This window comes from Mesorhizobium sp. WSM4828 (genome assembly GCF_055811175.1).
The window spans coordinates 157742-179223 of the sequence record NZ_JBVVQK010000005.1; the positions used below are offsets into that span (position 1 = coordinate 157742).

Annotated in this window: 24 protein-coding genes; 9 read left to right on the top strand and 15 right to left on the bottom strand. The window is 64.1% G+C overall.

Annotated elements, in window-relative coordinates; translation table 11 throughout:
* Positions 1–8: 8 nt before the first annotated feature.
* From AC0L2X_RS08425 to AC0L2X_RS08440, 4 genes are read right to left on the bottom strand one after another with little or no spacing between them, the layout of a single operon-like run.
* Positions 9–1049, bottom strand: coding sequence for a zinc-dependent alcohol dehydrogenase family protein (locus AC0L2X_RS08425; RefSeq protein WP_473556606.1), 1041 nt, complete (start codon positions 1047–1049; stop codon positions 9–11).
* Positions 1050–1109: 60 nt separating this feature from the next.
* Positions 1110–1586 carry a DUF4262 domain-containing protein gene (locus AC0L2X_RS08430; protein WP_352505803.1) on the bottom strand — a complete coding sequence of 159 codons (477 nt, stop codon included), beginning with the start codon at positions 1584–1586 and terminating at the stop codon, positions 1110–1112.
* The gene (gene maiA, locus AC0L2X_RS08435; RefSeq protein ID WP_473556604.1) at positions 1576–2226 is read right to left on the bottom strand and encodes a maleylacetoacetate isomerase; all 651 of its coding nucleotides are present in this window, start codon (positions 2224–2226) and stop codon (positions 1576–1578) included. The genes AC0L2X_RS08430 and maiA overlap by 11 nt, the downstream gene beginning before the upstream one ends.
* On the bottom strand, positions 2223–2933 hold the full coding sequence (locus tag AC0L2X_RS08440) for a fumarylacetoacetate hydrolase family protein (protein WP_473556601.1): 711 nt from the start codon (positions 2931–2933) through the stop codon (positions 2223–2225). The genes maiA and AC0L2X_RS08440 overlap by 4 nt, the downstream gene beginning before the upstream one ends.
* Positions 2934–3303: 370 nt before the next feature.
* Between AC0L2X_RS08440 and AC0L2X_RS08445 the strand changes: the two genes are divergently transcribed.
* Positions 3304–4326 carry an acyltransferase family protein gene (locus tag AC0L2X_RS08445; RefSeq protein ID WP_473556599.1) on the top strand — a complete coding sequence of 341 codons (1023 nt, stop codon included), beginning with the start codon at positions 3304–3306 and terminating at the stop codon, positions 4324–4326.
* 19 nt (positions 4327–4345) lie between these two features.
* Here the strand turns inward: AC0L2X_RS08445 and AC0L2X_RS08450 are convergent, their stop codons facing one another.
* Both AC0L2X_RS08450 and AC0L2X_RS08455 read right to left on the bottom strand, forming a co-directional pair.
* The gene (locus tag AC0L2X_RS08450; protein WP_473556597.1) at positions 4346–4843 is read right to left on the bottom strand and encodes a GNAT family N-acetyltransferase; all 498 of its coding nucleotides are present in this window, start codon (positions 4841–4843) and stop codon (positions 4346–4348) included.
* Positions 4844–4866: 23 nt separating this feature from the next.
* Positions 4867–5631, bottom strand: a complete 765-nt coding sequence (locus AC0L2X_RS08455) for a copper homeostasis protein CutC (protein ID WP_473556596.1) — start codon at positions 5629–5631, stop codon at positions 4867–4869.
* A gap of 242 nt (positions 5632–5873) precedes the next feature.
* Here AC0L2X_RS08455 and AC0L2X_RS08460 point away from each other — a divergent pair, with 242 nt between their 5' ends.
* Positions 5874–6329, top strand: coding sequence for a carboxymuconolactone decarboxylase family protein (locus AC0L2X_RS08460; RefSeq protein ID WP_352490641.1), 456 nt, complete (start codon positions 5874–5876; stop codon positions 6327–6329).
* A gap of 26 nt (positions 6330–6355) precedes the next feature.
* On the opposite strand, the gene AC0L2X_RS08465 is transcribed toward AC0L2X_RS08460, so the two are convergent.
* Complete coding sequence (locus tag AC0L2X_RS08465; RefSeq protein ID WP_473556593.1) at positions 6356–7264, bottom strand: LysR family transcriptional regulator; 909 nt, start codon at positions 7262–7264, stop codon at positions 6356–6358.
* A gap of 128 nt (positions 7265–7392) precedes the next feature.
* Between AC0L2X_RS08465 and AC0L2X_RS08470 the strand changes: the two genes are divergently transcribed.
* From AC0L2X_RS08470 to AC0L2X_RS08485, 4 genes are all read left to right on the top strand, one after another.
* Positions 7393–7896 carry a nuclear transport factor 2 family protein gene (locus tag AC0L2X_RS08470; RefSeq protein ID WP_473556591.1) on the top strand — a complete coding sequence of 168 codons (504 nt, stop codon included), beginning with the start codon at positions 7393–7395 and terminating at the stop codon, positions 7894–7896.
* A gap of 59 nt (positions 7897–7955) precedes the next feature.
* Positions 7956–8939: an alpha/beta hydrolase gene (locus tag AC0L2X_RS08475; protein ID WP_473556589.1), complete on the top strand. Its 984-nt coding sequence runs from the start codon at positions 7956–7958 to the stop codon at positions 8937–8939.
* Positions 8936–9490: a nuclear transport factor 2 family protein gene (locus tag AC0L2X_RS08480; protein WP_473556587.1), complete on the top strand. Its 555-nt coding sequence runs from the start codon at positions 8936–8938 to the stop codon at positions 9488–9490. The genes AC0L2X_RS08475 and AC0L2X_RS08480 overlap by 4 nt, the downstream gene beginning before the upstream one ends.
* A 130-nt stretch (positions 9491–9620) precedes the next feature.
* Positions 9621–10067 carry a nuclear transport factor 2 family protein gene (locus AC0L2X_RS08485; protein ID WP_473556585.1) on the top strand — a complete coding sequence of 149 codons (447 nt, stop codon included), beginning with the start codon at positions 9621–9623 and terminating at the stop codon, positions 10065–10067.
* 55 nt (positions 10068–10122) lie between these two features.
* Here AC0L2X_RS08485 and AC0L2X_RS08490 read toward each other — a convergent pair whose 3' ends face one another.
* Together AC0L2X_RS08490 and AC0L2X_RS08495 are read right to left on the bottom strand one after the other, a co-directional pair.
* Positions 10123–10554: a cupin domain-containing protein gene (locus AC0L2X_RS08490; RefSeq protein WP_352454539.1), complete on the bottom strand. Its 432-nt coding sequence runs from the start codon at positions 10552–10554 to the stop codon at positions 10123–10125.
* 71 nt (positions 10555–10625) lie between these two features.
* Complete coding sequence (locus tag AC0L2X_RS08495; RefSeq protein ID WP_473556583.1) at positions 10626–11456, bottom strand: AraC family transcriptional regulator; 831 nt, start codon at positions 11454–11456, stop codon at positions 10626–10628.
* Positions 11457–11546: 90 nt separating this feature from the next.
* Between AC0L2X_RS08495 and AC0L2X_RS08500 the strand changes: the two genes are divergently transcribed.
* A complete protein-coding gene (locus AC0L2X_RS08500) occupies positions 11547–12746 on the top strand; it encodes an amidohydrolase (RefSeq protein WP_473556581.1) in 1200 nt (399 codons plus the stop codon).
* Here AC0L2X_RS08500 and AC0L2X_RS08505 read toward each other — a convergent pair.
* From AC0L2X_RS08505 to AC0L2X_RS08520, 4 genes are all read right to left on the bottom strand, one after another.
* Positions 12724–14946, bottom strand: coding sequence for a xanthine dehydrogenase family protein molybdopterin-binding subunit (locus tag AC0L2X_RS08505; RefSeq protein WP_473556579.1), 2223 nt, complete (start codon positions 14944–14946; stop codon positions 12724–12726). The two genes, AC0L2X_RS08500 and AC0L2X_RS08505, sit on opposite strands and share 23 nt — an antisense overlap.
* Positions 14943–15932, bottom strand: coding sequence for an FAD binding domain-containing protein (locus AC0L2X_RS08510; RefSeq protein ID WP_473556577.1), 990 nt, complete (start codon positions 15930–15932; stop codon positions 14943–14945). Before AC0L2X_RS08510 ends, AC0L2X_RS08505 begins: the two co-directional genes overlap by 4 nt.
* Entirely contained in the window at positions 15929–16414 is a 486-nt protein-coding gene (locus AC0L2X_RS08515) for a (2Fe-2S)-binding protein (protein ID WP_473556574.1), read from the bottom strand. Before AC0L2X_RS08515 ends, AC0L2X_RS08510 begins: the two co-directional genes overlap by 4 nt.
* Positions 16415–16647: 233 nt before the next feature.
* On the bottom strand, positions 16648–17538 hold the full coding sequence (locus AC0L2X_RS08520; protein ID WP_473556571.1) for a LysR family transcriptional regulator: 891 nt from the start codon (positions 17536–17538) through the stop codon (positions 16648–16650).
* Between the two features lie 104 nt (positions 17539–17642).
* Between AC0L2X_RS08520 and AC0L2X_RS08525 the strand changes: the two genes are divergently transcribed.
* Positions 17643–18506 (top strand): SDR family oxidoreductase, encoded by an 864-nt coding sequence (locus tag AC0L2X_RS08525; protein WP_473556569.1) that lies wholly within the window; start codon positions 17643–17645, stop codon positions 18504–18506.
* Between the two features lie 35 nt (positions 18507–18541).
* On the top strand, positions 18542–19015 hold the full coding sequence (locus AC0L2X_RS08530) for an SRPBCC family protein (protein ID WP_473556566.1): 474 nt from the start codon (positions 18542–18544) through the stop codon (positions 19013–19015).
* 416 nt (positions 19016–19431) lie between these two features.
* On the opposite strand, the gene AC0L2X_RS08535 is transcribed toward AC0L2X_RS08530, so the two are convergent.
* The gene (locus AC0L2X_RS08535; protein WP_473556564.1) at positions 19432–20526 is read right to left on the bottom strand and encodes an alkene reductase; all 1095 of its coding nucleotides are present in this window, start codon (positions 20524–20526) and stop codon (positions 19432–19434) included.
* Between the two features lie 60 nt (positions 20527–20586).
* A complete protein-coding gene (locus tag AC0L2X_RS08540) occupies positions 20587–21375 on the bottom strand; it encodes an SDR family NAD(P)-dependent oxidoreductase (protein ID WP_473556561.1) in 789 nt (262 codons plus the stop codon).
* Positions 21376–21482: the final 107 nt, after the last annotated feature.

Sequence of the window (21482 nt, forward strand, 5' to 3'; positions counted from 1 at the left end):
GGCGTGATCTAGAATCTGGTCACCACGCCGATGCCGATGCCTTCGAAGCCGCCCATCGCCATCAATGCGGCCGGCGCTTCCTCGAGGCTGATCTTCTTGCCGACCAGGAGTTCGGGTTTGAGCTTGCCGGTGCGGATCATCTCCATCATAGCCTGGTAACGAAACGCCTGCATGCCGTGGCTGCCGCGGATTTCGAGCTCGAAGGCGATCACCTTGTCCATCGGAATCTGCGGCCTGGCATGGTCGCCGAGCATCAGGCCGACCTGCACGTGGCGGCCGCGCCGGCGCAGGTTTGCGATCGAGTTGAACGAGGTACTGGGGTGGCCGAGCGCGTCCATCGACATATGCGCGCCGCCATTGGTGATCTGCTTGACCGCCTTGACCACGTTCGGCGTCTTTGCCGCATTGATCGTCGCCACCGCGCCGATCTTTTTGGCGAAGTCCAGCTTCTCGTCGGTGAGGTCGATGGCGACGACATTGGCGCCCATGGCGCTGGCGATCATGATCGCCGACAGGCCGACGCCGCCGCAGCCATGCACGGCAACCCATTCGCCGGGGGTCACCCGGCCTTGATCGACGATGGCGCGGAACGAGGTGACGAAGCGGCAGCCGAGGCTGGCGGCGGTGGCGAATTCCATCTCGTCGGGCAAGCGCACGAGATTGGTGTCGGCATGGTCGATGGCGACATATTCGGCGAACGAGCCCCAAGCGCTGAAGCCGGGCTGGAACTGATGTTCGCAGACCTGGTGGTTGCCCGACGTGCATTCGAAGCAGCGGCCGCAGCCGACGGCAAACGGCACGGTAACGCGCTCGCCGCCCTTCCAGCGGGTCACCCGGCTGCCTGCGGATACCACGACGCCGGCCAGTTCGTGGCCCGGCACATGCGGCAGGCGGATACCGTCGTCGTGGCCCATCCAGCCATGCCAGTCGCTGCGGCAGAGGCCACTCGCCTCGACCTTGATGACGACGCCTTCCGGTGAAGGCGTCGGATCCGGCACGGTCTGGATCGTCGGCGTTTCGCCGAATTTTTCGAAAACGACGGCTTTCATGACAAGGCTTTCACAAGTTTCAATTCAATAACGGCGCATTCGTCAGGCGGCTGTTCGGAGTTAGCTTGATGCCGGCGGCGTGTCGAGAAGCGGTTGCCGCTTTCGAAACCACTCGCTCGCTTCAGTATCCCACGGCCAGATGCCTTCGGTCGTAGGATAGATAAGCTGCATAACCCGGAAGCCCAGGCCGTCGTAGAACCAGATATCCCAACCGAAATGTTCAGGGTAGTGCTCCACATGGACCGAGCCGAACTGACAGTCGAAGCCGCCTATGAAACCAGACGATCGCTGCCCGATGCGGAAAATCTCGCCGTTGCACACCCGTCTGCAGTATTGGTTGATGACAGACTGGGAAAGCTCTGGCTTCAGCCCGACAACGACCAGTTCAGGAGCATTGAAATTGTGCTCTATCCCCACCGAGTAGCTGAAAGGCGGATGCTCGCCTTCTTCCAGCACATACAGAATGTGGCAGCCATATTCTTCGATGTCGGCGAGCGTTTTCGCTTCATCTGGATCTTTGGCTTCTCTATTCGGCATCGATCTGGTTCTCCGGCGCGGCCTTCTGGAACGCCGGCAGCGCCATGCAGGCGGCATTGATGCGCGAGATCGTCGGGTAGGGCGTCATGTCGACGCCGAAGCGGGCATTGCTGGTGACCTGTGCGATCAGGCAGATGTCGGCCAGCCCAGGCGTGTCGCCATGGCAGAATGTCTTGGTCTCGGGCGAGGAAGCCAGAATCTTTTCAAGCGGCTGGAAGCCTTCGTTGACCCAGTGCCGGAACCAGTTGACGACATCCTGATCGCTGGCGCCGAACAGTGTACGAAGCGAGGTTAGCACGCGCAGATTGTTCACCGGATGGATGTCGCAGGCGATCATCTGCGCCAGCATTCTGACGCGGGCGCGGCCAGGCGCATCCTTGGGCAGCAGCGGCGGCTCGGGCGTGGTCTCGTCGAGATATTCGATGATCGCCAGCGATTGCGTCAGCAGCGTGCCATCGCTGAAGACCAGCGCCGGCACCAGCCCTTGCGGATTGACCGCGAGGTAGGCGGGCTCCCGATGTTCGCCATGGCGCAAATGATGCGGCACGTACTCGTAGGCCAGGCCCTTCATCTCCAGCGCGATCCGCACCCGGTAAGAGGTCGAGGAGCGGTAGTAGTTATGGAGGACGATGTCGCTCATCGGATCGGTTGGCCGATGGTCAGTTCGATTTCGCCGATGCCGTCGACGCCACCGGTGATCTTTTCGCCCGGCCCAACGGCGCCGACGCCAGCCGGTGTTCCGGTGAAGATCAGGTCGCCCGGCCGGAGTTCTACCGCCTCGCTGCAAATCGAGACGATGTCGGGAACCGGCCAGATCAGTTCGGCGAGATCGCCGTCCTGCCTGATTTCGCCGTTGACCGCGAGCCAGATGCGGCCCTTGTCGGGATGACCGGATTTTTGCGCCGGGACCAGCAGGCCGCAGGGCGCGGAACGGTCGAAGGCTTTCGACCAGTCCCACGGCCTTGCCGCCGTTTTCGCCTCGTCCTGAAGGTCGCGGCGGGTCAGGTCGACGCCGACGCCGTAGCCCCAGACATGGTCCAGCGCGCGCTCGCGCGGGATGCGAAAGCCGGCTCTGCCGATCGCGACGACCAGCTCGATTTCGTGATGCAGGTTTTGGGTCAGCGGCGGGTAGGGGATCGTCGTGCCCGAACCGACTGCCGCATCGACCACTGCGTCGCCCGGTTTGGTGAAGAAGAAGGGAGGGTCGCGCTCGTCATTGCCGAGCTCGCGGGCATGGGCGGCGTAGTTGCGGCCGACGCAGAAAATCCGGCGCACCGCAAAACGCTCCGGCGAGCCGGCCACGGCCACCGACGGGGTTGCGGGCAGGGGGAGGACGAAGCCGGTCATGCACTGTCTCTGTTCAGTGGATCTGTCCGCGGCACATTCGGCCGATTTGGACAAACGGGCAAGGCATTGGATGGCGGAAGAGCAGGCCTGCCGCGCGGCGCCGCGGAAATCGTGAGTACATTCTGCGTTAGCCAGCCAGGATGGCAATGTACTATTTGGCAATCAGCTGGCCATGGCGCGCAGCGCCTGCCGCCAACGCCTGAGACTACCGACCGTTGGTTTTGGGAAGGGGCTCGACGACGCTTCTGTCCGTCCCCGTACTTCGGACGTGTCGTTATCTCGCACTTGCACAAAGTTCTGGTGCACTGCAATATAGCTGGAGGAATGCGGCCTCCAGCCCGCCTTTCGCAGGTTCAATGAAGGGACCGGCATGACGGATATTTCCGCGACGCGTCTTGTCGTGTCCAGGCCTGTCGCCGACAGCTCGGCAAGAACCAGGCTTGCCTATCTCGACGGCTGGCGCGGCCTATCGATCGCGCTGGTGCTGATCGGCCATTTCTTCCCCGTTCCCGGCATCAATCTCGGCGTCCTGGGCGTCGAATTCTTCTTCGTGCTCAGCGGCCGGCTGATGGCCGAGATCCTGTTTGTCGAACACTATCCGCTGAAGAAGTTCTTCAAGCGCCGGTTCTCCCGCATCTATCCGGCACTGCTGGTTTTTGTCGTTGCCGCGATGGTTGCCCTGTCCGGCACGTTCATCGCCTTCAAGTGGAAGGCGGCGCTGACGGCGTTGACGTTCACCTACAACTATGCCGGAATTCTCGTCACCCGCGCCGGCGCGCTCGACCATATCTGGTCGCTCTGCGTCGAAGAGCATGCCTATATCATCCTGGCGCTGATCAGCGTCGTCGTCTCGGGGCGGTCCCGGGTCATCGTGTTGCTGGGCGCATTGTCGGTGCTGGCCATGGCAAACGGCGCCATCTCCTACTGGGCGCTCGCAATAGGCTACGAGGGCACCTATTGGCGCACCGACGTGCACATCGCCTCGATCCTGCTGTCGGCGGTGATATGCCTGCTCAAGGCCGACGACAGGCTGCCGGCGCTGCTCAAGGGGCCGCATGTCGCCCTGGCGGCCTCGGTCGTGGCTGTGCTCCTTTTCATGGCTGCCGTGCCAACCCCCATCCACTATCTGGTCGCGGTGCCGCTGCTGGCGTTCGCCGTCAACTCGCTCGACTTCAGCAGCCGGTACCTGACCGGGTTTCTATCCTCCTGGCCGATTACGATGCTGGGGCTGTGGTCGTATTCGCTCTATCTTTGGCAGCAGCCCTTTTATCAATTCGTCGACATAAAAGGCAGTTCGCCGTGGCTGATGCTGGCGGCGGTGTTCGCTTGCGCGCTGTGCAGCTACTACATCATCGAAAAGCCGGCCCGCTCCTGGCTGAACCGCAATTGGTAGGGCGAACAGCGCCCGCAGTTTAGCCGGCGATCCGCCTTGCATAATACCGTACCGCCTTCTTGCCGCCGTGGATTACCGCGTCGCCCACTTCCACAAAGCCGAGTGCGGCATGGAAGGCGTCTGAAGCCGGATTGGGTGGCTCGGCATTGACCTCGCAGGTGACGATCGCCTGGCCCGCGCGTGACGCCTGGTCGAACAAATCCTCGTAGAGCCGGCGGGCATGGCCGCGCCCGCGCGCTGCGGCGGCGACCACGACGCGATCGACATAGACGAACCGCGGGTAGCGCTCGCGAAACCACAGAAAGTTCGGGCTGTCGTAGCTCGCATCCTGGTCGAAGGTCAGGATGAAGGCTTCGAGCGCACCGATGCGGCGCGTGTAAAACGCTTCGCCGAGCAGGAAGGACAGGCGCTCTGGTTCGAGCCACGACAATTCCGCCGCATGCTCGTTGTTGAGCGCAAGGATGGCGGGCTCATCCTGCGGCGAGACCCGTTCGATCGGCAAATGCGTTTCGATCATTCTTTTTGTTCGATCTTCCAGCATCATGTCCGGGCAGCGGCGATGGTCGCCGCCACCATCGCCTCGTCGGTCACGGAGTTGCGGTATTCGCGGTCGAGGTCGGTGCCGCCCATGCCGACTTTCGGGTTGCGGTAACGCATGGCGCTCGGCACGTCCTTGAGCGCGGCGAAGTGCATTTCGCTCAACCCGGTTTTCCTCCGCACCTTGCCGATGTTCTCAGGATCAAGCCCGCCGCAGCCGAGGATGATGATGCGGTCGCCGGCCTGCCTGACAAGATCGGCGAGCAGGTCCGCGCCTTCCAGTGCCGTGTCGCGCTGGCCGCTGGTCAGCACGCGGCCGACCTTGCAGCGGATCAGCGTCTCCAGCGCCTCTGTCGGGTCGCGGGTCATGTCGAAGGCGCGGTGGCAGGCGACGTTCAAGCTTCCCGCAGCCTTAACCAATTCGCTCATGCGCTGTTCGTCGATCGTGCCGTCGGCAGCGAGGCAGCCGATAACGACACCGGCGACGCCGAGCTCGGCAAGTGCGCCGACATCGGCGAGCATCGAACGATATTCGGCTTCGCTATAGAGAAAATCGCCGCCGCGCGGTCGCACAATCACGTGGAACGGGATCGTCGCCAGCTCGAGTGCCGTGCGCACCGTGCCGAAGCTCGGTGTGATGCCGCCTTCGATCAGGCTGGCACAGAGCTCGACACGGTCGGCACCGGCGGCTTGCGCGGCCAGCAGGCCGTCTATGCCTTCGACGCAGATCTCGATCAGTGGCAGGCGAGGGCGTTCGGTCTCGGTCATGGGCGATCCGTCGATGATTTCAGCTGGCCAGCGGTAGCATCGGGCATGGTGCGATGAAAGCCGGAACTGTTGGCTCAACACGCGACAGGGCCGCCGGCGGCCCTCCGATTTTGCCGCTTGACACATCCATAACCATTCAGCTATATGACGACTCATAACTGGCGAGTTATTGATTGATTAACAGCGCCGCCGACCGACAGCTGAAATGTGCGGCCTGCAAAAACACGCCTAAGGAGACCATCATGCAAGCTCGATTGAAAAACCCGGTGATGCTCATTCCCGGTGCCCTGCAGGCGCTGCTGGCGCTGGACAAGTCGACGGAAACGGCTGACCTGTCTTATGTGACGCGCAAGCTCGTCCATTTGCGCGCCAGCCAGATCAACGGATGCAGCCTCTGCGTCGATATGCATGCGCGCGAATTGAAGAAGGCCGGCGAAAAGGACGAGCGCGTCTTCACCGTGTCCGCCTGGCGGGAAACACCTTACTTCACGGATGCCGAGCGCGCCGCGCTGGCGCTGACCGAGGCGGCAACCCGGTTGGCCGACCGCCCGGATCCGGTGCCGGACGCGGTCTGGGACGAGGCAGCCCGGCACTACGATGAAAAGGCGCTTGCCGCCCTGGTCGTCCAGATTGCCCTGATCAACGCATTCAACCGGGTCAACGCAACCACCAGGCAGATGGTCGGTGCCTGGGGCTGAACGGGGCTGGGTTCTCGAAAGCCACATCAGATCCGCAGCTTGTGCGAATTCGCGCGCACGAAGTCGATGAAGGTCCGCAGCTTCGGCGGTACCAGGCGGCGGCTGGGATAGTAGAGATGAAGCGGTTCGTAAGCTGGACAGAAAGGCTCCAGCACCTTGACCAGCGCGCCTGACGCGAGAAGCGGCGCGGCGAGGCCCTCGACCACGAAGGCGAGGCCAAGCCCCTGCGCGGCGGCGGTGATGCACAGTGGAAGCGTGTTCACGACCAGACATGCGTCCGGCGTGAATGCGACTTCGCGTCCATCCACGGTGAACTCCCAGGGCGAAATCGTGCGGGTCCGGGTGAGGGCGAATGCGATGCAGCGATGTGCGGCGAGGTCGGCCGGCCGCTTCGGTGTGCCGTTGCGCGCCAGATAGTCGGGGCTGCCCACCACGACCATCTGCAGTGGCCCGCCCAGGCGCACGGCAATCATATCTTTCTCGAGAAGCTCGCCGATGCGCAGGCCGGCGTCGAAGCCCTCGGCGGCGATGTCGACGAAGCTGTCGTCGAAAATCAGACTAAGCCGCACTTCGGGATAAGCATCCATGAACGGCCGCATCAGTGGTTCGATCAGCAGCGGGGCGGCGATCCAGGGCAGGCTGAGGCGCAGCGTGCCGGCGGGACGGTCGCGAGCTTCGCGCAGTGCCGCACCAGCCGCCCGGATATCCTCGGCTGCCGGGCGCACATGATCGAGGTATTGGGCACCGGCTTCGGTCAAGCCAACGCTGCGGGTCGTGCGGTTGAGCAGCCGCACCCCCAGACGCTCCTCGAGCCCCTTGACCGCCTCGCTCAACGAGGCCGGAGCGACGCCGAGCTCGGCCGCGGCGCGGGTGAAGCTTTTGGCCTCCGCAACTTTGACGAAGGCGACGATGCCGCTGAACTGGTCGAGGCGCATTGTAAGGTTTTTCCAAATAGCCCTGTCGAACTCTACTGGTTTTTCCGGTGAACAAAAGGCGTCATGTTGGGTCCGACGAACGGATCTCGCTATTGCGAGGACCCGAACGGGGCAAGGAGACAGGACCGATGACCAGGCTCGCTTTACTCGCCACCGGCGCTCTTCTGGCGGTGTCTGCCGCCCCGGCGGACGCCGGGCCGCTGGAGGACAGCAATATCCAGCTCATCAAGGACTATTACGCAGCTTACGCGACCGGCAATCCCGAGGCCGTGCGGTCCTTCCTCGCGCCCGACATCGTGTGGCGCATTCCCGGCCATCATCCGCTCGCCGGCGACAAGCGCGGGCCGGACGAGGTGGTCGCCTTTTTCCGCGGCCTGGCCGAGGGCAAATTCAAGGCCGAACCGATCTTCTTCCAGGCGCAGGGCAACCTCGTCGTCGACGTCCATCGCGGCTGGTCGAATGTCGGCTCAGGTCCCGAGATTGACCAGTTCTACGCGCTGATGTTCCGCATCAAGGACGGCAAGATCGCCGAGGCACAGAATTTTTTGACCGACATGTACCAGTCGGACGCCTTCTACTGGGCACATTACCCGCTGAAGCCACTGCCCGGCCGACTGGCTGGCGAGCGCTGAGACGGCGGTCTTTCTCGCAACGCGCCGCGCTTCTCACTCCAAGCCAAAGGAGACTTGCGATGCTTAAAACCCTGACCCTTGCCGTAGCAACCACCGCCGCGCTCGCCGCCTCCAATGCCGTCGCCGCGCCGCGCGTCGAGCGCGTCACATTCTCCTCGCATGGTGAGCAGCTCGTCGGCGAGCTCTATCTGCCGGAGGATCTGGACGCGGCGAAACCTCGACCCGCGCTGGTTGTCACAGGCGCCTGGATGACGGTGAAGGAACAGATGCCGGCCCGCTACGCCCGCGAGATGGCCGATCGTGGCTTCGTCGCCGTGACCTTCGACTTTCGTGGGTGGGGCGAAAGCGGCGGCATACGCCGCCAGTACGAGGATCCTAATGCCAAGACCGCCGACATCGAAGCGGCGGTCGCCTGTCTCGCGAGCCGGCCCGAGGCCGACAAGGAGCACATCGGCGGGCTCGGCATTTGCGCCAGCTCCGGCTACATGGTCACTGCCGCCGCCGAAGATACCGCGATCAAGTCGGTCGCCCTCGTTGCGCCCTGGTTGCAGGATGCCGAAGTGGTCGAGCAGACCTATGGCGGCGTGGACGGCGTCGCCAGGCTTGAGGCCACAGGCGACGCGGCCGAGGCCGCGTATCGCCGCACCGGCAGACAGGCGTTCCTGCCGGCCGCCAGCCTGACCGATGAGCGCGCAATCATGTTCAAGGTGCCTTATTACACCGAACTCGATCGCGGCATGATCCCGGCCTGGCGCAACGAGGCCGATCCGGCCTTTTGGCGCGGCTGGCTGAGGTTCGACGCCATCCAGGCTGCCCCGCGGCTGCGTCAACCCTTTCTGATGGTGCATAGCGAGGCTGCCGCCATTCCGCAGGGTGCGCACAAGTTTTACGCGCGGCTGACCAGTCCCAAACAGGAGTTGTGGCTCGACAACGTCACCCAGTTCGATTTCTACGATCGTGCCGCTCCGGTGAAGGCCGCAAGCGACGCCGTCGCCGCGCACTTCCGCGCGACACTGGGCAGTGCGGGGGAGGCGGGACAATGAGCTTCGTCACTCGCCGGCATATCCTGGTCTCAGCGGTTTCCGCTGCGACGGTTTCCGCCGTCTCGGCGCCCACGTCGAGCGCATCGGGAGATGCGCTGACGGTCGAAGACAGGATCGCGATCGCCGAGGCAGTGGGCGGGATCGGCCTCTATGCCGATCTGCGTGAGTGGAACCGGGTCAGATCCTATCTCGCGGCCCGTGTCACGACCGACTATACCAGCCTCTTCGGCGGCGAAGCCGCGACCAGCGGCCGCGACGCGCTGATCGCGCAGTGGCAAGGACTGCTGCCGGGCTTCGACGCCACCCAGCACCTCATCACCAACACCACCGTCGAAGGCGCGGCCAATGACGCGGTTGCACGCAGCCATGTCCGCGCCGCCCACTGGATCGACGGCCGGTTCTGGACGGTCGGCGGCAGCTATCTCCACCGGCTGGTGCGGACGCCGGAAGGCTGGCGCGTCAAGGTAATCTCCATCCGCCGCTTGTACGAAGAGGGGGATCGTGCCGTGCTGGCCGCCGCTGCCGACCGGGTAAAGGCGGAGGCCAAATGAGTATTCGGGTTTGCGCCTGCCCAGTCGCGCGGCGAGGTTGCCCGGAGCATCGGCAACGTGAATATTTGATCGAAATGTCGGGCAGGCTTGGCGCATGCGGCATTAGTGCCGCCAACCGCGGAGACAGGACATGACCCTTTCATTGCAGGAGGTTTCGGATCGGCTCGAGATCGAACAGCTGCTTGTTCGCTATTGCTACGCTGTGGACGATCGCGACTGGGAAGCCTATCGGAAAATATTCACGCCCGATGCCGTGCTTGACGACACTGTAACAGGTGGAATCAGGAGCAGTGTGGATGAGCATGTTGCTTACATGAAAGGCGCCCTTTCGAAGATATTGATCTCGCAGCACGCCATTTCGACAATCCTTCTGGATCTCCGAGCGGATGAGGCCAGCGCGCGCGTCCATTGTTCATGCCCGATGGTGGTCGACCTCGGCGAAGGCAAAAGGCAGGTCTTCTTCCAGGGGCTCTGGTATCGCGACCGCGTCGTACGCACGTCCGAGGGCTGGCGCATAAGTGAACTTGTCGAGGAAGGCTATTGGAATCACAATTTGCCGGAGGGGTTCGCGTTCTGACGTCTGTTACGCGCTGTGCTGGATCCGCCACGGACGCCGATTTCAGACGTGGCAGCTACTGGCGCAACACCGTGTTCTTGGTGCCTTCTTCGACCTGGTCGATGACCAGCAGCTTGACCGGATCGGCGCCGACATTGGTCGCCTGATGCCATTGTCCGATCATCTCGATGATGAAATCACCTGTTTGATAGGTGTTGCTCTTGCCGGTCTCGACGTTGGTGACCTGAAGCGTGCCGGCCTCGACATAGGCATAGCGCGGAAACGGATGCTTGTGGACCGGCAAGGTTGCGCCCGGCGCGATCTGATAGGCCGAGACCAGGACCTGCACGTTCTTCTGGGGCAGCGTAATCGGCTGGCCGGACGCGGTCTCGGTGCGAGAGGCAAGCGGGGTCACGACAACCGGCGTCCCGCTGGCATCCAGCGCCTGGGCAGCCGTTGCGGATAGAACTGCCGCGAGCAGCAGCGTCGATGCCAAGATTTTTCGCATGATTCCCCCCCGAACTACGTCAGCATTGCGCAGCAAGCATTGGCGCGCAAGCTTGTCTGTTCAGGAACGCCTTATCCCGCTCTTCTGAACATACCTGGCGTCATGCCATGCATGGCCCGGAACGTACGGGAAAGATGGCTCTGGTCGGCGAAACCTGCCGCGATAGCGGCGTCGGCGAGGCCAGATCCCCGTTCGATCAGCGCGCTCGCCCGGCGCAATCGCCGGTCCCGGATATAGGCCGCCGGCGTCAGGCCGATCGCCTTGTTGAAGTCGCGGATGACCTGGAACCGGGTCACGCCAGCCGCACCGGCAAGCCGCTCGAGGTCGAGCTGCGAGCCAAGCTCGCTTTCGACGAGGTCGCGATAGAGCGAAAACCTCCGCTGCGATCCGGAGCTTTCGAGCTCCTCGGGGCGCCCGTTCCAATCGCCATGCCGAATGATCAGCCGTCGCAGCGCCACGAGCAGGGACGTCTCGGCCGTCATTGTGTCCGGGGATGTCGAGCCCTGGTGTGCTGCCATCAATGCCGCGGCGAGACTGCTGTCTTCGACCGTCGCGCGCGAAAACACCGGAGCGCCGTCGCGGCCGAGTTCGCGGGCAAGGGCGGTCATCAGCGGCACCGAAGGATAAAACGTCCGGTAGGCCCAGCCTTCGTCCGCGCCGCGTTCGCCGTCATGCCACTCCTCTGGATTAACGACGGCAATGGCGCCTGCCGGAGCGAGAACGCTTTGGCGGCCGATGCGAATGCGCTCGCAGCCGGAGGTGATCAGGGCGATCACATAGGTCGGGTGCGTGTGCAGTTCGTAGCGGTGCCGGGTGAAGCGCGCCTTAAACAGGCCAAGGTCGGGGAAGCACGGATGGCGCCAGTATTTCCCGGTCTCTGCCGCTTCGTTTGTCCTTGCCATGGTCAATCCGGTTCAAGACGCTTCTCGTCCGGCCTTCTATGGCTGGCAGGATCAAACCGCGCCGCCTTTGCCGGCGTGAAAGGAGGCATCATGCTGCATAATGACCCCATCGCCGCGCTCACACCAGAGGTCATAGGCTGGCGGCACCATATCCATGCCAATCCGGAGCTCGGATTCAATGAATACGAAACGGCGCGTTTCGTTGCAGAGAAACTGCGCTCCTTCGGCGTCGACGAGGTGCATGAAGGGATCGGCGGCACCGGGATCGTCGGTGTCCTGCGCAGCGGTGGCGGCGCACGCGCCATCGGCCTGCGTGCCGAGCTCGACGCGCTTCCGGTGCTGGAGAAAACCGGCCTGGCCTATGCTTCGAGGCGAGAGGGCGTGATGCACGCCTGCGGCCATGACGGCCACGCCGCCATGCTGCTCGGCGCCGCCAAACTGCTCAGCGAGTCGCGCACCTTCGACGGCACCGTCACCTTCATCTTCCAGCCGGCCGAGGAGAACGAGGGTGGCAGCATGCGCATGATCGAGGACGGCCTGTTCAAGCGCTTTCCGGTCGAGGCGGTCTATGCGGTCCACAACTGGCCGGGCGTCAGGCGGGGGACGATCGCGGCCCGTGCTGGCGCGCAAATGGCGGCGGTCGATAATTTCGAGCTGACCTTCGAGGGGCTTGGCGCGCATGCCGCGATGCCGCAGCTCGGCGACGATCCGATCCTGGCCGCCGGCGCCTTCGTGCAAGCCGTCCAACGGATCGTCAGCCGCTCGGTCGACCCGCAAAGCGCGCTTGTCGTCAGCATCACGCAGATCCATGGCGGCAATGTCGGCAACATCGTTCCGGGCAAGGTCTGGCTGCAAGGCACCTGCCGCTTCTTCGAGCCCCGGCTTTCCGATCACTGCGAGCGGCTGATCGGTGAGATCGCACAAGGCATTGCCGCCGCGCATTCGCTCAACGCCAGGCTCGACTACCGGAAGGGCTACCCGCCGCTGATCAACACCCCGGACGCGACGGCCCGCGCCGTCGAGGCCGCCGCCTCCGTCGTCGGCCGGGAGAATGTCTTGACCGAGTTCAGCCCCAGTCTCGGCTGCGAGGATTTCGCTTTCATGATCCGTGAGGCGAGCGGCTGCTATGTGTGGATCGGTGCCGGCGAGGTCGGCCCGGGCGAAGGCCTGCACGGCGACCGCTACGTCTTCAACGACGAGATCGTGCCGACGGTGATGCGCTATTACGTCAACCTCGTCGAGCAGACGCTTCCGCGGGCCGGTTCTTCTACAGCAGTTTTTCCGGCGTGATCGGCAACTCCCGGATCCGCTTGCCTGTGGCGTCGAAGACGGCGTTGGCAACCGCAGCGGCAACGCCGGTGGCGCCGAGCTCGCCGATGCCTTTGCCGCCGATCGGGCTGGCATGCTCGTCCACCTCGTCGACGAAGTGGATTATGATATTGCCGGGAATATCGGCGTTGACCGGAATGGCGACCCCGGAAAGGTTCTTCGACAGGAACCGCCCAAGCACCGGTTCGTGCCTGCTCTGCTCCATCGCCGCCATGCCCCAGCCCCAGATGATGCCGCCCGTCATCTGGCTGCGGGCGGTGCGGGGATTGACGATGCGGCCGGCGCTGTAGCTGCCGACGGCGCGACGAAGCCTGAGCAGGCCGAGCCCCGGATCGACACCGACCTCCATGAAGATCGCGCCGAAAGTGCGCATGGCGAAGCCTTTGCCATGCAGCGCCGGATCGAACGAGCCGTAGCCGATAATCTCGCCGATGTCGGTATGGCTCATAACATCGGCGATCGTCTGACCGCCGGCAGCGCCTCTGCGGCGAATATGGCCGTCTTGCATCTCGACCTCGTCGGGCAGCAGATTGGCAAGACGGGCAAGCTGCGAACGCGCATCTTCGGCGGCGGCAAGCACCGCCGCGCCCACCCCCATGGTCGATGACGAGCCATAGGTCGGTCCCGCCTCCGGCAGTTCTGTATCGCCCATTTCCAACTCGATCTTCTCCATCGGCAGGCCCAGCACGTCGGCCGCGATCTGCGGAAAGACGGTGAGTGTTCCGGTTCCGATGTCCTGGGTGCCGGTGCGGATGAGCACCGTGCCGTCCCTGTGCAGCCTGACCTCGGCCGCGGGCGTCGGGTGGCGGAAACAGCCCATGGTACAGGTCGCCATGCCGTAGCCGATCAGCCAATCGCCGTCGCGTTGCGGCTTGCGCGGGCGCTCGCGCCAGCCGAACAGGCGGGCCCCTTCCTGATAGGCCTCGCGCAGCTTCTTCGACGACCAGGGCTGGCCGGTGGCTGGATCCGTGTCCGCATGGTTGATCAGACGCAGGTCGAGCGGATCGATGCCGAGGCGGTGGGCGAGCTCGTCCATCGCGCTTTCGAGCGCCCAGGTGCCGGGACCCTCGACCGGCGCGCGCAGCGCCGTCGGCATGGCGACGTTTGCGCGCTCGACGCGCTGGCTGAGACGCATGGCCGGCGTGGCGTAGAGACCCTTCGAGGCTTCGGTGGCGAACTCGACGAAATCGTCGCTCACGGTGGTCAGGTTGACCACGTCCTGTTGCACGGCGGTCAGCTTGCCCGACCTGTCCGCCGCCAGCACGATCTTCTGTGCCATGCGCGGCTGGTAGCCGAGGCAGGAATAGGCGTTGGCGCGGCTAAGCGCCAGCCTGACCGGGCGCTGCATGATGAGCGCCGCGGCGGCGGCCAGCACCTGATGCGGCCAGATCCACCCCTTGCCGCCGAAGCCGCCGCCGGTATGGCGGGCAATCACGCGGACCTTCTCGGCCGGGACATTCATGCGAGCGGCAAGCACCTGGCGGACACCATAGACGTGCTGCGTGGCGTCGTGCAGCGTCAGCTCTCCGTCGTTCCACTCGGCGAGCGTCGCCGAGGGCTCCATGGCGTTGTGGTGGCGCGACGGCTGCAGGTAGACGGCTTCGACCATGGCGGCTGCGTTGCTAAGCCCGCGATCGACGTTGCCCTTCGTAAACGTCGGCTCCAGGAACCGGAAGCCGCTCTCCCTCGGCACGACCGCAGCCTTGTCGATGGCCGTCCACTCCGGCGGTGCCGGCAATTCCGGTTCGGCGAACTCGTAGCGCAATGCGACGCGGCGGGCGCCGGCTTCCGCCGCCTCCAGCGTCTCGCCCAGCACAATGGCAAGCGGCTGGCCCTCGTGACGTATCTCGTTGCCCTGCATTGGCATGAAGCTCTGCCCCGCCGGCGGGCCTTCGGCCTGCTGCATCTGCGTATCGGGCTCGGCCCTCGGCGATGCGAACCGGCCGAATTTGGGCATGTCTTCATGCGTGAGCACACGCACGACGCCTTCCTCGGCGAGCGCATCGTCGACGACGATCGACGTCACGCGGCCGGCGGGAACGGGCGCGGTCACCAGCACTGCATGGAGCAGATCGGCGGCAAAATAGTCGGCCGCATAGCGGGCGCGGCCGGTAACCTTGACGCTGCCGTCAGGGCGGGCAACAGGCTGGCTGATCATCATGACGGCATCCTCGCTGCTCTTTCGATCGCCCGCAAAGCGGCGGTCTTGGCCAGTTCGATCTTGTAGGCGTTCTGCGACAAGGGATGCGCTTCGGCGAAGGATTGCTCGATGGCGGCACTCAACGCCTCGCGATCGCCGATTTCGGCACCGGCGAGCCGCTCCTCGGCGGCGCTCAGCCGCCACGGCCGCTGCGCGACCGACCCTAGCGCCACGGCAGCCCGACCGATGGTTTGCCCGTCCATCTCCAGCATCGCGGCGGCGGAGACGATGGCGTATTCGTAGGATTCGCGCTCGCGCACCTTGAGGTAAGCCGATCGCGGCGCCGGTGCCGGCAGCTCGATTGCCGTGATCAGTTCGCCTTGCTGCAACACATTATCCGCCTCGGGCCGCGTGTCGGGAAGCAGGTGGAATTCGGCTGCCGGAATGCGCCGGCCACCGCTGCGGTGCGCGGTGACGACGACCGCATCAAGTGCAGCCAGCGCCACCGCCGGGTCGGATGGCTGGGTGGCGACGCAATCCTCGGTCCAGCCGAATATCGCGTGGTTGTCGTTGATGCCATGCAATGCCGAGCAACCGGAGCCGAGCCGACGTTTGTTGCACGGCAACTGCTCTTCGGCGCGGAAATAGGCACAGCGCGTCTTCTGCAGCAGATTGCCGCCTATCGTTGCGAGGTTTCTCAGTTGCGGCGACGCCGCGTTGAGGATCGCCTGGTTCAGCACCGGATAATCGCGCACGACCAGCGCATGCTGCGCGACATCGTTGAGATGCGTCAGCGCGCCGATCGTCAAGCCGCCGCCGGGCAGTGCCTCGATCCGGTCCAGCCCGTCGAGGCGGGAGATATCGATGATCCGCGTCGGCTCGGCAATTCCAAGGCGCAGCCAGTTGAGCAATTCGGTGCCGCCGGCGAGAAAGACGCTGTCGGGCGCGGCACCGGCCGCGATCGTGTCGCCCAGGCTATCGGCGCGCGCATAGACGAATGGGGTCATTGGCTTGCCCTCCCGGCCGCTGCGCGCACTGCCTCGACGATCTGCGGATAGGCCGAGCAGCGGCACAGATTGCCGCTCATCCATTCGCGGATCTCGGCATCGGAGCCGGTATGTCCCTCCTCGATCAGCGCCGCCGCCGACATTACCTGGCCGGGCGTGCAGAATCCGCACTGGAAACCATCATGATCGATGAACGCCTGCTGCACGGGATGAAGCGCATCGCCGTTTGCCAGGCCTTCGATCGTCGTGACCTCGCGTCCGTCGGCGGAGACGGCAAGTATCATGCAGGCATTCACACGCCGCCCGTCGAGATGCACCGTGCAGGCGCCGCACTCGCCGAAATTACATCCCTTTTTCGTTCCGGTCAGATGAAGCCGCTCGCGCAGCAGGTCGAGCAGCGTGACGCGGGGATCGAGATCGGAAAGGCTGTGATCCTCTCCGTTCACCCGCAATCGCAGTAGGTGCCGATCGTGGAAGTTCATGTGGGGTACCTCGAAGCACGTGCCGTACTCGCCCCAAGGACTCGTCCAGCAAGCAGCCGCCCACCTGTCGAGGCGAAATAGGGCGATCGATTTTAAGGAAAAGGCGCTGGCATGCGCCGAAAGCAAAAAACGCGCGTTTGAGATTTGCGGTGGCAAAGGCTTGCACGACCAATGACCGCTCGATCCCCCAACCCTGGAGTGAGGCCTCAGCTGGGTTAACCAGCTTCCCGGCGTCATTTGCCGATATAGGCGGCCAGCTCGTCAGGCGTTCCCATCGGAAAGGCCTGCTTCAGATGGTCGATGAATGCGGAGACGCGCGCGCTCAGCAGCCGCCGAGAGGGATAGAGTGTCCACAAGGCGATGTCGGGTCGATCGAGATCCCCCCAATGTACCAGCGTTCCGTCCGCCAGATCATGGCTCACCAGCGACACCGGCAGGCGTGCCGCGCCGACGCCCGCTCGCACCGCATCCCGGACCATGATGAGTGACGACAGCACAAGGACGGGCTCGATCGCGATTGTTGACCGGCCAGCGGGCGTCTTCACCGCCCAAGCCTTTCGATCGGCTGTCGACCGCATGACGGCCGGGGTCGCCAGACCCTCCGCCGGCCGTGCGAGGTGAGGACTTGCCACGACCACCAGTCGGTCACGCAGAAAGGCTCGCCCGACGAGGCTCTCATCCGGATCCGGATTTACCCGGATCACCAGATCAAATCCCTCTTCGATCATGTCGACGGCGCGGTCTTCCGTCGTGACCTCGAGCCTTACCTCCGGGTATTTCAGGGCGAAGCCGGCAGCGATCTTCCCCATCGCGGTCTGTGAGAACAGCACTGGGGCGCTGATCCGCAACCTGCCTCGCGGCCTTTCGCCGCCCGAGGCGATCGCCGCCGCGGTCTCTTCGAGCTCGGACAGCAGCCGGCCCGCGCGCTCGAAAAGCGCACGTCCTTCTTCCGTCAGCTTCAACGCGCGCGCGCCGCGCTCAAACAGCCGTAAGTCGAGACTCGCCTCCAGCTCCGCCACGCGTCGGGACAAGGTGGCCTTCGGGCGCCCGGCAGCGCGCGCGGCCTTACCGAAGCCCCCATGGCGAGCGACCAGATTGAAATCAGCAAGGGCAAGTAGATCCATGTGTTCCACCAATGAGACGGCGTGTCCAGATATAACGCCTACCGACACAAATGTGGATCACTAATTTTCTGGGATGCCATCCGGCTCAACTCAGGAGTAATCCCATGACCATTCTCGTTACCGGCGCGACCGGCAATGTCGGCCGCAACGTAGTTGAACAGCTTGTGAAGCGTGGCGCCAATGTGCGCGCTTTGGTTCGCGATCCCTCGAAGGCCAATTTCCCCACTGACGTAGATGTCGTGCAGGGCGACCTGCTCGACGTCGATTCCCTGCGCAAGGCCTTCTCGGGCGTCTCCACCCTTTTCCTGCTGAACGCGGTGGTGGCCGACGAATTTACCCAGGCGCTGGTAGCGCTGGCCGCTGCCCGCGAGGCCGGCATCGAGCGGATCGTCTACCTGTCGGTGATCCACAGCGACCTCTATGTCAACGTGCCGCATTTTGCGGGCAAGTTCGGCGTCGAGCGGATGATCGAGCAGATGGGGCTCAACGCCACTATCCTGCGGCCCGCGTATTTCATGAACAACGACATCACGATCAAGGACGTGGTGACCGGCTACGGCATCTATCCGATGCCGATCGGAGCCAAGGGCGTCGCCATGATCGACGCGCGGGACATCGGCGAGATCGCTGCGATCGAACTCATCCGCCGCGAGCAGGCCGCCGCGCCGCTGCCGTTCGACCGCATCAACCTGGTCGGCCCCGACACGCTGACCGGCGCGGATGTCGCGGCCATCTGGACGGACGTCCTGGGACGCAAGATCGCGTATCCGGGCGACGACACCGCCGGGTTCGAGCAGAACCTGCGGCAGTTCATGCCGAGCTGGATGGCGCTCGACATGCGCCTGATGGCGGAGCGCTTCCTCACGGACGGCATGGTCCCCGATGCCGGCGATGTCGATCGGCTGACCGCGCTGCTGGGCCGGCCGTTGCGCTCCTATCGCGACTATGCGACCGCAATTGCCGGCTGAGCCCGATCACCGACCTTTTGTCCAGGAGACACATCATGATCTACTCGACCGCTACCGTTCCGGTAAATCCCGGAGACGAGACCAGGCTGACCCGTGCGCAGATATGGCAGGGCCTGGAACTCAAGGCGCGCGATGCCCGCCTGTTCCTGCCCGCAGGGCTCTGCACCCGTTGCGACGTCGTGGAGGAGAGCGCGACCCACTTCGTGCGCGAAGCTACGATCGCCGGTGCTGATCTGCGCGAGATCGTCACGCTCGAGCCGGAAAGCAAGGTCACCTTCTTCCAGGCGACCGGTCCGCGCGAAGGCGCGATCATCAACGAGCTGTTCGAGGACGAGGCGGGCGAACTTCAGCTCAAGTTCTACTGTTATCTCGGCCTGCGCGGCAAGGAGCCGAACGGGCCGGAGGAGCAGGCCGAGCAGGCGCAGTTCGACAGCAGCATGGGCTACAAGGCCGCTCTTCTCTCCACGCTGAAGCGCACCCGCGAGTTGATCGCGGACGGCCGGCTCTGACCATCACCATGACTATCAACCTGGGGGCCGCCTAATAGGAGGCGGCCCGCCTTCCGACGTAGCTACTATGCAAATTCCGAAACCGACAACATCCGCAACTCCCTCGGCGGACACTGCAAACATCATGCCGTCGAGATGCACATTCCAGGCGCCGCACGTGCTGAAATTGCAGCCCTTTTTCGTTCCGATCAGATCAAGCCGCTCGCGTCACAGGTCGAGCAGGGTGACGCGGGGATCGAGATCGTAAAGCCTGTGATCCTCTCCGTTCACCCGCAACCTCAATAGGTGCCGATCATGGAAGTTCATCGGGGGTACGTTGAAGCAGATGCCGTACTTGCCAACGCCCGAGTTGGAGAGCCACTATCGCAGACAGCACATAAGGGTCGGGGCCGCACCAAAGTGCGGCGCCGAAGGGATCAGCGGCCGCTCGCGGCTGCGATGGCGGGATAATCCGTATAGCCCGCGGCGCCCCCGCCATAGATCGTAGCCGGGTCGACGGCCGCCAGCGGTGCGCGGGTCTCAAGCCTCTCCACAAGGTCGGGATTGGCGATGAAGGGGCGGCCGAAGGCGAACAGGTCGGCCTTGTCCTCGGCCAGCCGCGACGTCGCGAGGTCGAGATCATAGCCGTTGTTGGCGATATAGGTGTTGTTGAAGCGCCGGCGGAGCGATCCGAAGTCGAACGGTACGACATCGCGCGGCCCGGCCGTGGCGCCCTCGACGACATGAATGTAGACGATGCCCAAGGCATCGATTTGATCGACGATATAGTTGAACTGTGCCTGAGCATCACTGCTCGAAACGCCATTGGCGGGCGATACGGGCGAGATCCGGATTCCGGTGCGCGCGGCGCCGATCTCCTCGACCACCGCCGTCGCAACTTCCAGCATCAGACGGGCGCGGTTCTCGACCGAGCCGCCATAAGCATCGGTGCGGACATTGGCGCTGTCTTTGGCGAACTGGTCCAGCAGGTAGCCGTTGGCACCGTGAATCTCGACGCCATCGAAACCGGCCTCAATGGCGTTAGCTGCCGCTTGCCGGAAGTCGTTCACGATCCCAGAAACCTCTTCGAACTCCAGCGCGCGGGGCTCCGAGACGTCGACGAAGCCATTGTTGACGAACGTCTTGGTCTGGGCCCGGATCGCCGACGGCGCAACCGGCGCCGCCCCGTTCTCCTGTAGGTCGACGTGCGAGACGCGGCCGACATGCCAGAGCTGCAGGAAGATCCGCCCGCCCTTGGCGTGCACGGCGGTCGTGACCTTGCGCCAGCCGTCGATCTGAGCCTGGGAGTAGATGCCTGGCGTGTCCTGGTAACCTTGTCCCTGCTGCGAGATCTGCGTGGCCTCGGAAATCAGCAGGCCGGCCGACGCGCGCTGGCCGTAATACTCCGCGGCGAGATCGCCTGGAACGAAGCCCGGGCCAGCGCGATTGCGCGTCAGGGGCGCCATCACAATACGATTGGAGAGGGTTAGCGAGCCGAGAGTATAGGGCTCAAACAGCGTTTTGCTCGTCATAGGTCACCTTTGTTTGTCCCCGCTGCGGCGGGGTCGTTATCGAAATGGCTTCGTTGGTGCTCAGGCGACCTTGCGGTACCGCTCGGCGGGATGTTCGTTCCGATAGTTTGGAAGCATGGCCTGGCGCGCGGCCTGAAGCGCGTCCCACTGCCCGGCATCGGGAAGCGGCGGGATGGTCACCGGTTCGCGGCGGTCGAAGCCGACCAGTGCCGCGTCAACCAGATCGTCCACCTCCATCACGTTGGACAGCGTATTGACGTCGGCGCCGACGTGTTCCCAGATCTCCGTTCGCGTCGTGGCGGGAAGCACGGCCTGGACGTAGACACCCTTCGGCGCGAGCTCGAGGCTGAGTCCCTGCGACAGAAACAGCACGAAGGCCTTGGTTGCGCCGTAGACCGTCATGCCGAACTCCGGCGCCAGGCCGACCACGGAGCCGATGTTGACGATCGCGCCTTCGCCTGCCGCCGCAAGCCGCGGGGCGATGGCACTGGCAAGCCGCAGAAGTGCGGTCGTGTTGAGCGCTACTAGCCGTGTAACGTCATCCGTGCTCTGCTCGATGAAGCTTCCGCCGATGGCCGTTCCGGCATTGTTGACGAGGATCCCGATGCGGGCATCGTCGCGCAGCCTCGTCTCCACCGTTGCAAGATCGGTGGGCTGCGTGAGATCAGCCTGGACGATGTCGATCGCCACGCCAGTCTCCTGACGCAGGCGCGCCGACAGCGCCGCCATTCGTGCCGTGTCGCGGGCAACCAGCACGAGGTCGTGGCCGCGGCGCGCAAAGCGATCGGCATAGGAAGCTCCGATGCCGGTGGAGGCGCCGGTGATGAGGACTGACGGAATGGCGGTCATGGGATTGCTCTTTTCTCTGTAGGAACTTATATTCATGACGGTCATCATGATTGCAGATAAATATGATGACCATCATGTAAATGTCAACGGGGCCAGCGGAGAATTTT

Excerpts from the sequence above, each read along its gene's own strand:
- AC0L2X_RS08425 (WP_473556606.1), bottom strand. The coding sequence starts at position 1,049 with ATGAAAGCCGTCGTTTTCGAAAAATTCGGCGAAACGCCGACGATCCAG.
- AC0L2X_RS08430 (WP_352505803.1), bottom strand. The coding sequence starts at position 1,586 with ATGCCGAATAGAGAAGCCAAAGATCCAGATGAAGCGAAAACGCTCGCC.
- maiA (WP_473556604.1), bottom strand. The coding sequence starts at position 2,226 with ATGAGCGACATCGTCCTCCATAACTACTACCGCTCCTCGACCTCTTAC.
- AC0L2X_RS08440 (WP_473556601.1), bottom strand. The coding sequence starts at position 2,933 with ATGACCGGCTTCGTCCTCCCCCTGCCCGCAACCCCGTCGGTGGCCGTG.
- AC0L2X_RS08445 (WP_473556599.1), top strand. The coding sequence starts at position 3,304 with ATGACGGATATTTCCGCGACGCGTCTTGTCGTGTCCAGGCCTGTCGCC.
- AC0L2X_RS08450 (WP_473556597.1), bottom strand. The coding sequence starts at position 4,843 with ATGATCGAAACGCATTTGCCGATCGAACGGGTCTCGCCGCAGGATGAG.
- AC0L2X_RS08455 (WP_473556596.1), bottom strand. The coding sequence starts at position 5,631 with ATGACCGAGACCGAACGCCCTCGCCTGCCACTGATCGAGATCTGCGTC.
- AC0L2X_RS08460 (WP_352490641.1), top strand. The coding sequence starts at position 5,874 with ATGCAAGCTCGATTGAAAAACCCGGTGATGCTCATTCCCGGTGCCCTG.
- AC0L2X_RS08465 (WP_473556593.1), bottom strand. The coding sequence starts at position 7,264 with ATGCGCCTCGACCAGTTCAGCGGCATCGTCGCCTTCGTCAAAGTTGCG.
- AC0L2X_RS08470 (WP_473556591.1), top strand. The coding sequence starts at position 7,393 with ATGACCAGGCTCGCTTTACTCGCCACCGGCGCTCTTCTGGCGGTGTCT.
- AC0L2X_RS08475 (WP_473556589.1), top strand. The coding sequence starts at position 7,956 with ATGCTTAAAACCCTGACCCTTGCCGTAGCAACCACCGCCGCGCTCGCC.
- AC0L2X_RS08480 (WP_473556587.1), top strand. The coding sequence starts at position 8,936 with ATGAGCTTCGTCACTCGCCGGCATATCCTGGTCTCAGCGGTTTCCGCT.
- AC0L2X_RS08485 (WP_473556585.1), top strand. The coding sequence starts at position 9,621 with ATGACCCTTTCATTGCAGGAGGTTTCGGATCGGCTCGAGATCGAACAG.
- AC0L2X_RS08490 (WP_352454539.1), bottom strand. The coding sequence starts at position 10,554 with ATGCGAAAAATCTTGGCATCGACGCTGCTGCTCGCGGCAGTTCTATCC.
- AC0L2X_RS08495 (WP_473556583.1), bottom strand. The coding sequence starts at position 11,456 with ATGGCAAGGACAAACGAAGCGGCAGAGACCGGGAAATACTGGCGCCAT.
- AC0L2X_RS08500 (WP_473556581.1), top strand. The coding sequence starts at position 11,547 with ATGCTGCATAATGACCCCATCGCCGCGCTCACACCAGAGGTCATAGGC.
- AC0L2X_RS08505 (WP_473556579.1), bottom strand. The coding sequence starts at position 14,946 with ATGATGATCAGCCAGCCTGTTGCCCGCCCTGACGGCAGCGTCAAGGTT.
- AC0L2X_RS08510 (WP_473556577.1), bottom strand. The coding sequence starts at position 15,932 with ATGACCCCATTCGTCTATGCGCGCGCCGATAGCCTGGGCGACACGATC.
- AC0L2X_RS08515 (WP_473556574.1), bottom strand. The coding sequence starts at position 16,414 with ATGAACTTCCACGATCGGCACCTACTGCGATTGCGGGTGAACGGAGAG.
- AC0L2X_RS08520 (WP_473556571.1), bottom strand. The coding sequence starts at position 17,538 with ATGGATCTACTTGCCCTTGCTGATTTCAATCTGGTCGCTCGCCATGGG.
- AC0L2X_RS08525 (WP_473556569.1), top strand. The coding sequence starts at position 17,643 with ATGACCATTCTCGTTACCGGCGCGACCGGCAATGTCGGCCGCAACGTA.
- AC0L2X_RS08530 (WP_473556566.1), top strand. The coding sequence starts at position 18,542 with ATGATCTACTCGACCGCTACCGTTCCGGTAAATCCCGGAGACGAGACC.
- AC0L2X_RS08535 (WP_473556564.1), bottom strand. The coding sequence starts at position 20,526 with ATGACGAGCAAAACGCTGTTTGAGCCCTATACTCTCGGCTCGCTAACC.
- AC0L2X_RS08540 (WP_473556561.1), bottom strand. The coding sequence starts at position 21,375 with ATGACCGCCATTCCGTCAGTCCTCATCACCGGCGCCTCCACCGGCATC.